Source organism: Halomonas binhaiensis (assembly GCF_008329985.2).
Taxonomy (GTDB): Bacteria; Pseudomonadota; Gammaproteobacteria; order Pseudomonadales; family Halomonadaceae; genus Halomonas; species Halomonas binhaiensis.
The window spans coordinates 2,565,450-2,580,879 of sequence record NZ_CP038437.2 but is presented as its reverse complement, the minus strand read 5'-3'; the positions used below and the strand labels follow the sequence as shown (position 1 = coordinate 2,580,879).

Genomic DNA, 15,430 nt, shown 5'->3' with positions numbered 1-15,430 from the left:
GAGGCAAGGCATCAGGGGCGATCTGTCTTGCTGTCGATGACATGGGTCTTGAGCAGACTGGCGGCAGTCGTGATGACCAGTGTTCCGATGATGATCGTCAGGGACAACCAGATGGGGATTTCAGGTCCCCAATGGATAGGCTGCCCACCATTGATGAAGGGAATGTTATTGGTGTGCAGGGCTTCGAGCACGAGCTTCGTACCGATGAAACCGAGGATCAAGGAAAGCCCCACCCCCAGGTAAACAAGACGATCCAGTAGCCCGCCCAACAGGAAGTACAGTTGTAACAGGCCAAGCAGGGCAAAGGCGTTGGTGGTGAAGACGATGTAAGGCTCTTTGGTCAAGCCATAGATGGCGGGAATGGAATCCAGGGCAAAGAGCAGATCGGTGAAGCCAAGGGCGACAACAACGAAGAACAGTGGCGTTGCCAGCTTCTTGCCGTCTATGCGAGCGAACAGGCGGTTACCATGATATTCGCTGGTGGCCGGAATCACGCGTCGTGCATAGCGTTCGATCCAACTGGGTTGTTGGCCCTCATCGTCATCCTTTGTTTCGCTGAAGTGTGCTCTTGCAAGGTGCACGGCGGTATAGATCAGGAAAGCGCCGAACAGGTAGAAGACCCAGCTGAAGCGCGCGATGGCGGCAGCCCCCAAGGCGATAAACAGCGCGCGCATGATCAGTGCAATGGCGATACCTAGTAGCAGAACCTTCTGTTGATAGATCCTCGGTACTGCAAAACGGGCCATGATGATCACGAAGACGAACAGGTTATCGACCGAGAGGCTTTTCTCGGTGACGAAGCCTGCAAAGTACTCGGCGCCATGCTGAGGTCCCCAGAAGACCCAGATACCTGCGCCAAAGATCATCGCCAGGCTGATGAAGAAAATGGACCAGCCTACCGATTCCTTGAAGGTCGGTTCATGGGGTTTGCGCGCATGGAAAGCGAAGTCGAAGAGAAACAGTGCAATGATGCCAGCAGTTGTCGCCAGCCACAGCCATGCAGGAACGGCCATAGAGAATCCTCCGGTAAACGGTGTGGTTACCGAAAGTCTCTTCTCCATCGGTTAGACCGATGTTGCTGCCACCGGGACCATTGGGTCCGTGTTGACGACGACAGCACTGGGAGAGAGCTCCCAGAGAATACTCCCTTTCTTCCGCGCATTCTGCATGCTTGCCTCAGGCAGCGCAATATGAAATGTCGAGATGTGACTGAAGCGGCAGAGGTGGCGCACGGAATGCGGCAAGAGTCTTGCGTCTTGAGCACCCTGAATGTGAATCATATCCCCGAGCACCGTGCAGGCACGCTATGCTTGGGGATATGGAAACTAACCCGCCACGCCAGGAGGCACGGCATCCGATCGTTTGGCCCCTGCGGCCGAGGGAGGCAACGTCATGGCTATGCCGATGACGATTCGGGAATACCTCCGCGCTTGCGATATCGACTATGAAGAGGTGTCCCACCCACGCGCGGTATCGACCAGCCGCATCGCTGAGGTATCACATGTCAGCGGCAGCCAGCTGGCAAAGGCTATCATGCTCCACAGTGATACCGGTTATCGTGTTGCTGTGGTGCCCAGCACCTGTGACGCGGACCTGAATGAGCTGTCGCGGCTATTTCACGAGAAGCTAGAGCTCGCTACCGAGAATGAGGTATGTCGGGAGTTCGATGACTGTGATCCCGGAGCGGCTATCGTCGTGGGTCAGGCATATGGCCTAGAGGTCTACCTGGACGACCAACTACGTCATCAGCCAGACATCTACTTCGAGGCTGGCGACCACGAGACCCTGGTACACATGAGTGGCAATGACTTCGATCGCCTGATGGCGGGTAGCCATCACGGCCCTTTCAGCATGCCCCGCTAAGTGCATTGAACGTGCCGGCTGGACGATGATGTGCCAGCCGGCACTTTTTAGCTCTGGTGGTATCCGCTTGCAGCAGTACTGCACACGTGTATCAAGCGGGCACACTTATTCTCGTTCAGTCAGATGATCTTGATATTCGCGAGGACCCGATGGAGACGCGCGACGCAGGTCTGCCGCTTGGCCTGTTCCTGGCAATGCCTTCGTTCTTGCGAGATAAGCTCTTGTAAAATCGACTGGTTAACGGTTTATCGCTACATGCTGATCATATTTTTGAAGCAATAGTTCAGCGTCTCTCTAATAGCAGCTTCTCTCGATATAACTTCATCCATTCTGCAATCTCTTTTGGGGTTAATTCTTGTTTCCATTTTTTATGATATTCAGCGTCAAGCTTCTCGGATAGCCACCTTTTAGGAATCTTTCCTATTCTTAGAAGGCTCTCCTCGGATTTTATGGAAAGACTTGTGTTGTCAATAGGACGTTCAAGACTATAGCCAAGACGATTTTCCATCCATTTGGCTGAGCTTCGATTATCTCTAAGAACAGGCCTTAATAGGCTTGAATGGAATTTTATCTTAGGGCCTTTTAGATCAGAAAGTGCATTTATAAGGACGTGATCCTCTGCTATAGAAAGATTTTTTGCATTGATTTCAGAAGAGAATTTGCGAAATGTATATAGTAATTTTATGGCTGGGAGTGACAAGCTTTCATTAACTTTTACGATGCTGTTTTGGTTGATTTTTATACCTAAGCGTGAGCAGAAATCAGTTACTACACATCCTGAAGGAAAACTTTTTGTATCAAAGTTCCAATAGCTAACATTTTTTTGTCCGAAGACATTTTCTATTCTAGAGAAATTTCTTCGGTAACGTGGATATAGTCGATTTAAGTTGAAATCTGATGCCCCACCCTTCACTACTTGTTGGAAAGCGCTTTCAATGAAAGAAGCTGGTGGCCGAATATACCCAACCAGTTGTATATCGTAAAAATACTTGGATAGAGTGTCCCTAAAATAAATTAGTGACTCCTGGGACATTATAGAAATCGACTCTCCTGAGATTATCGTGACTCGATTTCCTGCCTTTTCTAGCTCATTTTCAATTATAGAGCGTAAACGCTTTCCATGTCGCATGGTCTCTAGCTGATTCGAGCTATTATGATCAGCAATGATGTTTTTATCCGTATTATAAAAAGCGTTCCGTATTGGCTTGCTATGATTGCCACTACTATTGATATTTAAATAGTAGAATTGACTGTCCTGCAGGTTTCTCTGGAGAGTTTTCTGGATTGAAGACGATCCTGTCTTGTGCATGCCATAATGTATAATGCATTTTCCCATCATGATTTATTGTAACCTTGTATTGAGTTTGGTTGCATTTTTGAATGTTTTGTTATTGTCTGGTTGTGCTTTTGATCTTGATGTGCCCGAAGAAGCACCCTAACTTAAAGTAATAAACATGGGTGTAAGAGATTGACGATATGGTTTATAGGAAATTGGCTTTGTAGGATGTAGGAGATATGGTGAGAAGGGACTGGTATCCAGTCTAAAGCCCATTGTTCTCCCCATGAATGGCCAAATCAATAGTCTGGAAAAAATTAGGTGGCGATTGATTTTCTCAAGTCTAGTTACAATGAAATACTGACTGAGATCGAGAGAAAGGGTAGTGCAATGTTTTTTCCAGGGTGGGGCACGGCACTGAAAAGTATTTCTTGTAATACTAAATAACTTCTGTTTTATGAAGTTTTTTAAGCTATAAAATATTAGCTAAATTTATTGCTCCATCTGTTCCGGTCCTCGGCACCGGCACCGATCCCTTATCAGCTAACATTACTTTCCTGCTGATAGGAAAAGATGAGCCTGATCCAGGGAATGAGGCAAGACCAGGGGATGGTAAATGAATGATTTTAAGTGGTGTTTGTCTATTGTCTTGTTGACAAAGCTAAGATAGCCCACGAGGCGGGAGTGATAAAGCCTCGGCGGAATGCCGAGGCATTGATTGGTAGCAGCTTCTGCAGCTGCGCCAGACTTTTCTGGGCGGCAGGGCCGACGAAAGACTGTCTGCTAGATATGAAGTAGTCTGCTCGATAGACTGGCTGCAGTCAGGTGTCACATGAGTCATGGGTCAGTCGGGGAAAAGTGTTCCTTCAAACATTGTCACAAGGTCAGATGCAAGAGATTCACATACGGAAGAGAAACTTGATCTATCTCCAGTCTTGATATCAAAGTCTCTTCCTTCGCTGGGCGGATTATAAGTCAAATTATACCCTAACTCTTCCTTGCTAATTGTAAAACTGAAGTAAATGGGAGTCTTGGGATAAACAATCTCATCCTCGTCTATGACGATCCTGACGATGAACTCTAGATCTAATCCCTCATTATGGAAAATATTGTCGTAAGGGTTTGAAGCAGCGATAAACTTGCCATCTCGCCCGTGCCCGATCTGGACATATTCAATTTTTTTGCCATCGCTATCAACATATGTCAGGTTATCTACGCCAATATATTCAGAAAATGCATTCTTGAAATTGAAAGCAACCCTGCCTAAATCACTCCAGTGTTTGTCGCGTCGAAATTTGTAGTCCTTATAAGCCCTGCGAATGTCAGTCACATCTGTCACTTTTATTTTCCTCTGCGTATGAATCTTATTTTTACACTGATACTTAGAAAAACATTTATATATTATATATAATACCCTCCGAATTGATTTAGAGGTATTAATCTTTTGGCTATCTGTCTAAGCTTTCCAATTATGAAAAAATAGTTAGCATATTAAATATGAGGGCTAATATGATTAATCTGAACTGATTTCTACTTATGCATCTTTTCTGGCGCAGCGCACTATTGTGCAAGAGGCTTGCCGCATGTCCCCACTGCTTTGTCCAATATTTGACAGAATCCTAAATTCTACTGCAGTCTCGGTGAGCACGGATCGCTTGTCGCAGCTTCTTGATCTCGCTCAGCAGTTCTTTACACGTCATCATGGCCAGGTCTTCATCCACGATCCTCTCCTGGATGCTCTCTCTTGCCGCTCTCTCTTGCCGCTCTCTCTTGAAGCTCTCCCTGAATGGAAGCGATGCGTCGACGTCTCTCATTTGAAAGCATAGTAAAACCTAACCTGACATCCTCTGTTATCGGATCTGTGGAGAATGGCGATGATAAAGACCCTTGGCATCCTGCTGCCCGACGATGGGCCGGATGATTACGAATGGTATGCGCTGAGCGGTGAAGCTGTGCCTGGCGATGGGGCGTTGCCACGGATCGCGGTGGGCAAGGTCAAAAGTGATGGCCATCACGAGCCCGCGGCCCTGACTGCCTTGGGGGCGGTGGCACGGTTAGCGCCAGTGGGAGAGGGGCTAGTACGTGGATACGGAGCTCGGGCGCTTGTATGGGCGTGTACCAGTGGGAGCTTCATTGGCGGATTCGACTGGGCACGTGACCAGGCGGCAGGGCTTGAAGCAGCCCTGGGTGTGCCGGTCACCAGCACTGCGCTAGCCTTCCAGCAGGCACTTGTTGCTCTTGGTGAGAGCAAGGTGGACCTGCTCAGCCCATATCCAGAGGAAGTAACCGAACGGCTGGTGCGATTCCTGGGGGAAGGTGGTGTGACGGTGGTGCACTGCAAGGCGCTGGACTGCCCTTATGCGGCAGATTCGAATCAGCTTGATATTGTCGCTGCGGTAGAGGCGTTCGGTCGAGAGCATCCGGGTAGCACCAATACACTGTTAGTGCCCGATACCGCGGTGAATACGTTATCTCGACTGGATGCGATGGCAGGCCAGGCAGGCCGCTCGGTGCTCACGGCCAACCAGGTAAGCCTTTGGGCAGGGCTTGGGCTGCTCGATGGTGCCGAGGTGCCGGTGCGCTATCTGAGGCAGTTGGCAAACTGGTGCCAATAATGTCAGCAGGCAGTGAATGGGCTGGGGCATGTCCGACACAACCTTTAGCGCCCCACCTTGGAAGAGTGTCTGAGATGGCCAGGGGAGTGATGCCTAGTCATTCATCGCTTGTTGTCACAAGTCGATATGCTAATACAGCGTTAGATAGCTGTGGAATATAGATAGGTGGTGAAATATAGATAGCTGGTGAAATAGCAGGCAGCTACCACGTGCTTGCGTGGACAGAAATCACAAGAAGAATCAGGATTCGCCGTAAGGCATTGAAAGCACTGGTGCCCGGAGCCGGGCTCGAACCGGCACGGTGTTACCACCGAGAGATTTTAAGTCTCTTGCGTCTACCAATTTCGCCATCCGGGCAGGAAAGGTTCGAGCGGTCTATCCAATGTGGGCACATCAGAAAGGAAAAATGGAGGCTGGAGTCGGAATCGAACCGGCGTACACGGAGTTGCAGTCCGCTGCATGACCACTCTGCCATCCAGCCTCATTGAGTCATCATCTTTCGAAGATGGAGCGGGAAACGAGATTCGAACTCGCGACCCCAACCTTGGCAAGGTTGTGCTCTACCACTGAGCTATTCCCGCTTGACTCGAGGACGCATTATACGGATAAGCCCGTGACTGTCAAACGCTTTTTGCCATTGGCTTACATGGAACGACTGAGATGCGGCCATGCAGCGCGCAAGTACTGGGCCATGGACCAGAGGGTCAGAATAGCGGCTGCATAAAGAGTGGCGACTCCCAGGTCTGCGATGAGGGTACCAGGATGAGAAGCGAGCAGGAGCAGCAAGGCAACCATCTGTAGCGTCGTCTTGATCTTGCCGATCCAGGACACTGCCACGCTGCTGCGCTTGCCCATTTCTGCCATCCACTCGCGCAGTGCGGAAATGACAATTTCGCGACCAATGATCACCAGCGCAGGAAGGGTCAGCCACATGGCGTCATAACGCTCGATCAATAAGGCCAGGGCTACCGCTACCATCAGCTTGTCGGCAACGGGGTCGAGGAAGGCGCCAAAAGGGGTGGACTGGTCCCAACGCCGCGCCAGATAGCCGTCCAGCCAGTCTGTCACTGAGGCCAGAGCGAAGAGTGCAGCGGCCACCAGCATGCTCCACTTGAAAGGCAGGTAGAACAGCACTACCAGCAAGGGAATGAAAACGATGCGTGCCAGGGTCAACAGATTGGGGATGTTCATGGGTAACCGCTGTCCTTGCTTGGAAGGTGCTAATTGTTCAGATTGTGGCTCGCGCGGCGTCAGGGCCCCGCAAAAAAGCCTATTCTATCCATGATTGCCATTGTCATCCATGCAGTGCGCGATGAATCGTTTCGGCCATGGTGGTGCTGATCCCTGGTACTCGGGAAAGTTCGTTCACGGTTGCCTGACGAATGCCCTGCAGTCCACCAAAGAAACGCAGCAGCTCTCGTCGGCGTTTCGGTCCGATCCCCGGGATGTCCTGCAGGGTAGAGGTGCGCCGTGCCTTGTCGCGTCTCGCACGGTGGCCCGTGATGGCAAATCGGTGTGATTCATCACGAATGTGCTGGATGAGATGCAGGCCCGGCGATGTCGGGGGTAACTCCAGGCTGTGGTCTGGTGTCTCGATGAACAGGGTTTCGAGTCCAGCCTTGCGTGTGGTGCCCTTGGCAACACCGAGCAGCATGACATCGATGATACCCAATTCCTGAAGTACATCTCTGGCCATGTTGAGCTGTCCTTTGCCGCCATCGACGATCAGGATATCTGGAATCGGGCCTTCGCCTTCCTTGAGTCGCTTGAAGCGTCGGGTCAGTGCCTGCTGCATGGCGGCATAATCGTCACCGCCTTCTATGCCCGAGATATTGAAGCGCCGGTAATCGCTCTTGCGTGGGCCGTCCTGATCGAAGACCACGCAGGAGGCAACGGTGGCTTCGCCGTGGCTGTGGCTGATATCGAAGCATTCCAGCCGTTGCGGCGTGTCTTCCAGATCGAGTGCATCACGCAGAGACTTGAAGCGTTTGGCCAGTTGGGTCTGGTTGGCGAGTTGTGCAGCCAGTTGTTGCTGTGCATTGGTACGTGCCAGTTCCCGCCATTGCGCACGATGACCACGCACTTTCTCGGTCACGCGTACACGTCTTCCGGCATGCTCGCCAAGTGCATGGGCGATCAGCTCGGCATCGGGTATCGCGTGACTGGTCAGCACCTCGCTGGGAATTTCCCTGGCCTGGCCCAGGTAATACTGACTGATGAACTCGCCGAGAAGTTCGGCTTCGCCCAGATCAAGACCATTGTTGGGGCTGTAATGGCGGGCTCCCAACAGGCGTCCCTGTCGAATGGACAGGACCGATATGCAAAGTGCTCCCGGCTGCAAGGCCAGGGCGAAGACATCGGCATCTCCGCCGTCGGTATCCACCACCTGACGCTGTTGCAAGCGGCGAAGATCCTGCAATTGGTCGCGCAGGCGAGCAGCTTCCTCGAAGTTCAGGGCCTGGCTGGCAGCCTCCATTTCGCGGCTCAGTTCCTGGCTGACAGATTCGCTGCGGCCTTCAAGGCATTGAATGGCATGCTCCAGGTCACGGCGATAGTCCTCTTCGCTGATCAGTCCGACACAGGGTGCACTACAGCGTTGGATCTGGTGTTGCAGGCAAGGGCGTGTGCGATGGGCGAAGACACTGTCTTCACAGTTGCGAATGCGAAACACCTTCTGCATCAGGGATAGCGTTTCGCGGACAGCGCCACTGCTTGGATAAGGTCCGAAATAGCGCCCATCATCACGTCGCGTACGTGCCCGCTTGTGTTCTAGGGCAGGAAATGGATGGCGGTCACTGGCGAACACATAAGGGTAGGACTTATCGTCGCGCAGCAGGATGTTATAGGGCGGGCGCAGCTCCTTGATCAGTGTCTGTTCAAGAAGCAAGGCCTCGGTTTCGCTATAGGTGACCGTGACTTGAATGTCATGGATACGGTTCACCAGGGCTTGGGTCTTGGTGTTGAGGGCACCGCGGAAATAGCTGGCCAATCTGGCTTTCAGGCGACGAGCCTTGCCGATGTACAGGGTGTTCCCCTGTTCATCGAACATGCGGTATACGCCAGGCGATTCGCTGACGGTTTCAAGAAAGCGGCGAGCATCGAAGGTCATGGCGGGAAGATTACTCCTCCCGGAAGCCTTCCACCAGCCCATGACGTAGTCCGAGATGGGTCAGGGCAACATCGGAATTGACGCCAAGCTTTTCGAAGATGCGATAACGATAGGTGTTGACGGTCTTGGGGCTCAAGAACATGCGATCGGCAATATCCGGTACTCGGTGGGCGTTGACGATCATCATGGCAACCTGCAGCTCGCGTTGGGAAAGCTGGTCGAAAGGGTTTTCCTCATGTTCGATGCGAGAGATCACCAGACGTTGGGCGATTTCCGGGCTGACGAAGCGCTGGCCAGCAAAGACGCTGCGAATTGCCTCGACCATTTCCTCGTGATGTGAACCTTTGCCGATGAATCCGTGGGCTCCGGCTTCAAGAAGCCGCTGAGCGAAGGCTTCCTCGATGAACGCAGTGACCACCAGTATGCGTGTGTCCAAGGACAGGCGACGGATCTTGCGTGTCGCTTCGAGCCCACCAATGCCGGGCATGCGAATATCCATCATGACCACATCAGGCGCCAGCTGGCGAGTCTGGGCTATCGCTTCTTCGCCATCGGCGGCCTCGCCGATGACTTCGATATCCTTTTCTGCATTGAGCAAGTGCACAATGCTGGTGCGAACCAGGTGGTGATCGTCGGCGATGAGAACCTTGATCAAGAATGCTGCTCCTAAGCGAAGATGATGAGATTCATGAGTCCATGGTCGGTGTATAAACCAAGCAAGGGGAATAGACTGTCATAGAATATGCCTAAGTGGAATTGGCTGACAGTAGAAGCAGGGCGTTTTCAGCATATCGGGTTGACGTTTGGGAAAAGATATACATATGATCATTTCCTGTTAAATAATTACGTTATCAGACGTTAATCATTGTTTCTGTGTTGTAAACATTGTTGGCGAAAAGTTGATTGCTTTTAATGGGTGAATGATTGCTTTTAATAGTTGATTATTATTAGCAGGTGGTCATCTGGGGAGCCTGTTGATGGCTGACAGGGGCCTTGGCTCAGCTGGGAGAACGCAGCACTGGCAGTGTTGAAGTCAGCAGTTCGATCCCGCTAGGCCTCGCCAGTTTTCGTGAGTATTGGATCCAGGAAAAGCCGCTCGCCGCATCATGGCATCGAGCGGCTTTTCTTTGCATGTTTTCAAGTCCGTTCTTGTCGGAAAGTCCGACCTTATCCATTCGTTTTTTCCTACCCGCACAGGCTATTCAGCACCGAAACCAGAGGTTGATGCAGGTCACTGGTAGGGCGTGTATAAACGGCATCCTCCGGCGCTATTCACTACCTCTTTGCTAGACCAAAGTCGTCATGCACTTGCCTTGCGAGGGCCCTGCCTGACGACTAGATTCAGCATGATGGTATGACACGTATACAGTCGACCAAAAAGTAAAGAGCTGAACTGGGTTAAGTACTGTATCTAGCGAGGGTCGTATCTCGACCTACTGAACGTACCCCAATGTGGAGAACAACAAATATGAGCTGCTCCAAGCCATTTTCCCGGACACGCCGTTTAGCCATGCGCCTTGCCCCTCGCATGCTGGTTGCCGCTATTGCCACTGCTGGTGTCACGGCGATGGCCGAGGCAGAAACCCTGACTTTCGCTCATGTCTACGAAACTTCGGAGCCCTATCATCAGTGGGCACTGTGGGCTGCGGACGAAATCGAGAAGCGTACGGATGGTCGCTATTCCATCGAAGTGCACCCGGCATCGTCCCTGGGCAAGGAAGCTGATATCAATGAAGGTCTGAGCCTTGGCACGGTGGATCTGATCTTTACCGGCAGCCAGTTCGCTGGACGGTCATACGGTCCCGTCGGTATCGCAGGGGCACCGTACATGTTCCGCGATTTCGAGCACTGGAAGGCCTATGCTCATAGTGACCTGTTCAAGGAAATTGCCCAGGGCTATGAAGATGCCACCGGTAATGTTCCCCTGGCCATGAATTACTACGGCGCACGCCATGTGACATCCAACAAGCCGATCCTGACCCCGGAAGACATGAAAGGGCTAAAGATCCGCGTACCCAATGCTCCCTTGTACATGATGTTTCCCAAGGCTGTAGGAGCCAACCCCACGCCACTGGCTTTCTCTGAAGTGTATCTGGCCTTGCAGCAGGGAGTGGTGGATGCCCAGGAAAACCCTCTTCCGACCATCAAGGCCAAGGCCTTCTATGAGGTTCAGAGCGATATCAATCTGACAGGTCATACCATCGACTCCCTGATCACCATTGCCAGTGGTTCGCTATGGAGCAGCCTGTCTGATGAAGACAAGGACGTCTTCCGTGATGTCTATGAAGAGGCGGGTGAACGTATTACCGACGATATTCGACAGCAAGAGCAGGAATTGGTGTCCTGGTTCGAAGAGAAGGGTGTCAAGGTCAACGAAGTGGATACTGGCCCTTTCCGGGAGGCAGTGTTGCCGGCGCATAACGGTCCTGATGCTACCTGGGACCAGGAAACCTATGACCGTTTGCAGGCCCTCGGCCAGTAACCTGACGCAGGGTTGTCATGTCTGATCGGCCGATGTTCGCCACAGAGCACCGGCCGATCCGGGAGGGGGCGATGAAAGACAACGATGTGATGGAGAAAACCCCGGAGTTCGACATTCCGGAAGAGGATGACACTATCCAGCGTGGTGACTACGCGCCAGAGGACTTCATTACTCTGGTGGCATTCTGGGTATTGGCCGGAGTCGTATTTCTGCAGTTCTTCAGCCGCTATGTCCTGGGGGATTCGATTGCCTGGACCGAGGAGATTGCCCGTTATCTGCTGGTGGCGGTGGGATTCCTGGGGGGAGCCATGGCGGCACGCAAAGGTGGCCATATTGCGGTGGAGTTCTTCTACCGCTATCTCACTCGAGGTACTGCCCAGGTGATGTCGAGGCTGGTGGACCTGGTCAATATTGCCTTCCTCTCTGCGATGGTGTGGATTTCCTGGAAGCTGGCTCAGCGCACTCACGCCATGATGGTCTCGGTGGATGTCCCCAAGAGCCTCCTCTATTACGTGGTGATGGCTGGCTTCGTCCTTATGCTGATTCGTGCCATTCAAGCGGCATTCCGCCATTGGCGCAGTGGCCGCAGTGAACTGATGCCCAATGAAGGTGAAGACGCCTGATCCGCGTCCATGGAGTTGCAGCTATGTATGAAGCCATGATATCGGCGCGTCGAGGGTCTCGTGTCGCTCCTGTCATCGTTGTTCTGGCCGCGTTGGGTTGTGTGGCCCTGGCACTGACTGGCCAGTACCTGATGATGCTGTTTGCCGTACTGTTCACACTCTTGGTATGCGGCGTTCCCATTGCTGTCAGTCTGGCAGGTTCATGCCTGATCTATGTGCTGTTGACCGGGCGAGTCCCCGATGTGGTGGTCGTTCACCGCATGGTCAATGGCATCGACAGTTTCCCTCTGCTGGCCATTCCGTTTTTCATCCTTGCCGGCAACTTGATGAACAATGGTGGCATCACCGCACGTATTTTTGATTTCGCCAAGGCCTTGATGGGCTGGATGCGAGGTGGCCTGGGACATGTCAATGTCGGTGCCAGTATCGTGTTTTCCGGCATGTCTGGTGCTGCGGTGGCCGATGCAGGAGGGCTCGGAACCATCGAGATCAAGGCCATGCGCGATGCTGGTTACGATGATGAGTTTTCCGTTGGCATCACTGCGGCGTCCTCGACTATCGGTCCCATCATTCCGCCTAGCCTGCCCATGGTCATCTATGGCGTCATGGCATCGGTATCAGTGGGGCGGCTGTTTGCTGCCGGGCTGATCCCGGGGCTGTTGATGGGAGTAGCCCTGATGATCATGATTGTCTGGATGTCCCGTCGCCGCGGCTATCAGCGTGATGCGCGTTTCTCGGTAAGCGTACTGGGGCGCAGCTTTTCACGAGCCTTCCTGTCATTGCTTACTCCGGTCATTATCGTCGGGGGTATCGTCAGTGGTGCCTTCACACCTACCGAGGCGGCAATCGCAGCGGTCGTATACGCCTTGCTGCTGGGAGGTGTGGTCTATCGCACTTTGACCTGGCGCCGGTTGCTCAAGGTCAGCATGGAAACGATCGAGACAACGGCAGTGATCCTGCTCATTGTGGCCGGGGCATCGATCTTCGCCTGGATTCTGACCAGCAATAACGTCACCGCCCATGTCATGGAACTGCTGGGGCCCTTCCAGGACAATCCTGTTGCTGTATTGCTGATAGCCAATCTGGTCCTGATAGTTGTCGGCTGTTTCATGGAAACGATTGCCGCTATCACCATTCTGGTACCTGTGCTGCTACCGGTTGCCGTGGGGGCGGGTGTCGACCCGGTGCATTTCGGGGTAATCATGGTGCTTAACCTGATGATCGGACTGCTGACACCTCCAGTGGGCATGGTGCTCTATGTACTTTCTCGGGTCTCGAATATTTCCTTCGAGAAATGCATGCGAGGTACCTTGCCTTTCCTCGTGCCGCTGGTGGCTGCGCTACTGCTGGTGACCTTCGTGCCGCAGGTCTCGCTGTGGCTGCCGACGCTTTTCTACCGCTGAGTTTCATCGCTGAAACCATATTGACCCAGGCGCTACCAATAGCTCCATGTATGGACAGTCGTTACATGTATGAATCAGTAGCGCCATTCACGGACGTTGCTCACGAAAGGATGCTTCACGATGGCTGAGGAACAAGCATTTGCCTGTCATGTCGATGCAGAGGAGCTGCGCTGTTTCATTGAGCAGGCACTGGAAATCCGCGGAGCTGATGAACCTTCCCGACAGGCTGTTTCTCGGGCCTTGATCACTGCGTCATTGATGGGGACTGACAGCCACGGGGTGCGCCTGTTGCCGCACTATCTCAAGGCCCTGTCAGGAGGGCGCATCAACGGGGCTCCCCAGTTGAGGCTCAACCGGCGTCTGCCCGGGACCGCCGTGCTGAATGCCGACAATGCCTTTGGTCACCTGGCGGGGTATCGCGCCATCCAGCATGCCTGTGACATGGCGCGAGAGGTTGGCATCGGTGCTGTGGCCGTCAGCCATTCCTCGCATTTTGGAGCTGCTGGGTGTTATGCCCTGGCAGCGGCCGAGCAAGGCATGATTGGAATGGCAATGTGCAATTCCGACCCATTCGTGCTGCTGCATGGCAGCAAGCGACCCTTTCACGGCACCAACCCCATCGCCTTCGCAGCACCGGTCGAGGGAGATAATCCTTTATTGCTGGATATGGCCACCAGTGCCATTCCCTGGAATCGTGTCCAGCAATATGCGGCCATTGACCGAGACCTGCCGCCGGATATCGCCGCTACCACGACGGGAGAAACGACGACGGATGCTTCCCAGGCAGAAGCGTTGTTGCCGTTGGGTGGGGCGGGATTTGGCTTCAAGGGTGCAGGGTTGGCCAGCATGGTCGAAGTTCTTAGCTCGATGCTGGCCAACATGTTGAATGGCTTTCGCTTGTTACCTATGGCAGGGCCAGACATGACCACGCCAAGAGGGGTTGGGCATTTCTTCCTGGTAATGAATCCGGAAGGATTTACAGAGAGGGCGTATTTTCAGGCACGAATGCAGGAATACCTTTCGGATCTGCGCGGTATGGAGCCCGTGCAAGGCAGACAAGTGATGGCGCCGGGAGATAGAGAATGGGAGCAACGAAAGCGGCGCAGTCAGCAGGGTATCCCGTTGGACTGGGCCCAGCGCGACGCCTACCGCGATATCGCCTTGCAGTTGGGACTGGAAAGGCTGAACGAACATCCTTGAGTGCTTGGACCGTTGGTGTCTGAGCAAGCACAACATGTCCGGGTTGCAGTAACATAGCGCCAATAGCCCGGCAAATGATTGGTTCCGGGGCCGAATTTCCTAGGAGTCCTGTATCGATGAGCAAATATCGGGTGGAGCGCAAGACGCTTTCAGAACAGGTGGCGGAACAGCTTGAGGCTGAAATTATAGAAGGGCGCTTGAGCGAGAATGATCAGCTGCCGTCCGAGCGCGAGCTCATGGAACAGTTCGGTGTTGGCCGCCCGGCGGTGCGTGAAGCACTATTCTATCTCCAGCAGTTGGGTCTGGTTGCGATCAACAGCGGTACACGGGCGCGGGTCATCCGGCCAACTGCCGAAGCGGTGATGGCACGCTTGTCTGGTGTGACACGCAAGCTGCTCAGCCAGCCCGAAGGTCAGCAGCATTTCCAGGAAGCCAGAGCCATGTTTGAAATAGCACTGGCGCGGCATGCTGCTATCCATGCCAGTGACGACGAAATCGAAGTATTGCGCCAGGCTCTGCAGCACCAGCGCGAGATTCTGGATAGAGGAGACGAGGCAGCGTTCAAGCGCGCGGATGTCGATTTTCATGCTGCTCTGGCCGCTATTGGCCACAACCCCATCTATGACGCCATTCATCAAGCGCTGGCGGAATGGCTCGATGACCGCAGGGCTCAGGTTGCCCAGCAACCTGGACAGAATGATGCAGCCTACCGAGCGCACGTCGAGATCGTGGAGGCCATTGCATCGCGCGACGCTGCGGCGGCAGAAGATGCCATGCGTCGCCACCTTGATCATCACTATGCCACTTATCGTCAGCTCAAGGATCGGCTGAAGTCCGAGTCATCCTGACAGGCTTTCAT

At 53.2% G+C, this 15,430-nt stretch carries 14 protein-coding genes and 3 tRNA genes; 7 read left to right on the top strand and 10 right to left on the bottom strand.

Annotated elements, in window-relative coordinates; genetic code table 11:
* Positions 1-11: 11 nt before the first annotated feature.
* Positions 12-1,013: a TerC family protein gene (locus E4T21_RS11330; protein ID WP_149285075.1), complete on the bottom strand. Its 1,002-nt coding sequence runs from the start codon at positions 1,011-1,013 to the stop codon at positions 12-14.
* A gap of 379 nt (positions 1,014-1,392) precedes the next feature.
* Here E4T21_RS11330 and E4T21_RS11325 point away from each other — a divergent pair, with 379 nt between their 5' ends.
* Positions 1,393-1,863, top strand: coding sequence for an aminoacyl-tRNA deacylase (locus E4T21_RS11325; protein ID WP_149285074.1), 471 nt, complete (start codon positions 1,393-1,395; stop codon positions 1,861-1,863).
* A 283-nt stretch (positions 1,864-2,146) separates the two neighbouring features.
* On the opposite strand, the gene E4T21_RS11320 is transcribed toward E4T21_RS11325, so the two are convergent.
* Complete coding sequence (locus E4T21_RS11320; protein ID WP_149285073.1) at positions 2,147-2,896, bottom strand: hypothetical protein; 750 nt, start codon at positions 2,894-2,896, stop codon at positions 2,147-2,149.
* Positions 2,897-3,983: 1,087 nt separating this feature from the next.
* Positions 3,984-4,478 carry a hypothetical protein gene (locus tag E4T21_RS11315; protein WP_149285072.1) on the bottom strand — a complete coding sequence of 165 codons (495 nt, stop codon included), beginning with the start codon at positions 4,476-4,478 and terminating at the stop codon, positions 3,984-3,986.
* Positions 4,479-5,013: 535 nt separating this feature from the next.
* On the opposite strand from E4T21_RS11315, the gene E4T21_RS11310 reads away from it, so the two are divergent.
* Positions 5,014-5,754 (top strand): aspartate racemase/maleate isomerase family protein, encoded by a 741-nt coding sequence (locus tag E4T21_RS11310; protein WP_149285071.1) that lies wholly within the window; start codon positions 5,014-5,016, stop codon positions 5,752-5,754.
* A 270-nt stretch (positions 5,755-6,024) separates the two neighbouring features.
* Here the strand turns inward: E4T21_RS11310 and E4T21_RS11305 are convergent.
* The 7 genes from E4T21_RS11305 to E4T21_RS11275 form a co-directional block, all read right to left on the bottom strand.
* A tRNA-Leu gene (locus E4T21_RS11305) sits at positions 6,025-6,111 on the bottom strand.
* Positions 6,112-6,161: 50 nt separating this feature from the next.
* Positions 6,162-6,235: transfer RNA gene (locus E4T21_RS11300), tRNA-Cys, on the bottom strand.
* Positions 6,236-6,260: 25 nt separating this feature from the next.
* A tRNA-Gly gene (locus tag E4T21_RS11295) sits at positions 6,261-6,335 on the bottom strand.
* Positions 6,336-6,396: 61 nt separating this feature from the next.
* The gene (pgsA, locus tag E4T21_RS11290; RefSeq protein WP_149285070.1) at positions 6,397-6,945 is read right to left on the bottom strand and encodes a CDP-diacylglycerol--glycerol-3-phosphate 3-phosphatidyltransferase; all 549 of its coding nucleotides are present in this window, start codon (positions 6,943-6,945) and stop codon (positions 6,397-6,399) included.
* A 103-nt stretch (positions 6,946-7,048) separates the two neighbouring features.
* Positions 7,049-8,863, bottom strand: a complete 1,815-nt coding sequence (gene uvrC, locus E4T21_RS11285; protein ID WP_149285069.1) for an excinuclease ABC subunit UvrC — start codon at positions 8,861-8,863, stop codon at positions 7,049-7,051.
* A gap of 10 nt (positions 8,864-8,873) precedes the next feature.
* A complete protein-coding gene (locus tag E4T21_RS11280; RefSeq protein WP_149285068.1) occupies positions 8,874-9,518 on the bottom strand; it encodes a response regulator in 645 nt (214 codons plus the stop codon).
* A gap of 343 nt (positions 9,519-9,861) precedes the next feature.
* A complete protein-coding gene (locus E4T21_RS11275) occupies positions 9,862-10,038 on the bottom strand; it encodes a hypothetical protein (protein WP_187774977.1) in 177 nt (58 codons plus the stop codon).
* Positions 10,039-10,331: 293 nt separating this feature from the next.
* Here E4T21_RS11275 and E4T21_RS11270 point away from each other — a divergent pair, with 293 nt between their 5' ends.
* The 5 genes from E4T21_RS11270 to nanR all read left to right on the top strand — a co-directional run bounded on the left by E4T21_RS11270 (position 10,332) and on the right by nanR (position 15,419).
* Positions 10,332-11,345, top strand: a complete 1,014-nt coding sequence (locus tag E4T21_RS11270) for a sialic acid TRAP transporter substrate-binding protein SiaP (RefSeq protein WP_205423381.1) — start codon at positions 10,332-10,334, stop codon at positions 11,343-11,345.
* 71 nt (positions 11,346-11,416) lie between these two features.
* A complete protein-coding gene (locus E4T21_RS11265; protein WP_240349109.1) occupies positions 11,417-11,968 on the top strand; it encodes a TRAP transporter small permease in 552 nt (183 codons plus the stop codon).
* A 23-nt stretch (positions 11,969-11,991) separates the two neighbouring features.
* Entirely contained in the window at positions 11,992-13,371 is a 1,380-nt protein-coding gene (locus E4T21_RS11260; RefSeq protein ID WP_149285067.1) for a TRAP transporter large permease, read from the top strand.
* Between the two features lie 120 nt (positions 13,372-13,491).
* Positions 13,492-14,571 (top strand): Ldh family oxidoreductase, encoded by a 1,080-nt coding sequence (locus E4T21_RS11255; protein ID WP_149285066.1) that lies wholly within the window; start codon positions 13,492-13,494, stop codon positions 14,569-14,571.
* A gap of 116 nt (positions 14,572-14,687) precedes the next feature.
* On the top strand, positions 14,688-15,419 hold the full coding sequence (gene nanR, locus E4T21_RS11250; protein ID WP_149285065.1) for a transcriptional regulator NanR: 732 nt from the start codon (positions 14,688-14,690) through the stop codon (positions 15,417-15,419).
* Positions 15,420-15,430: the final 11 nt, after the last annotated feature.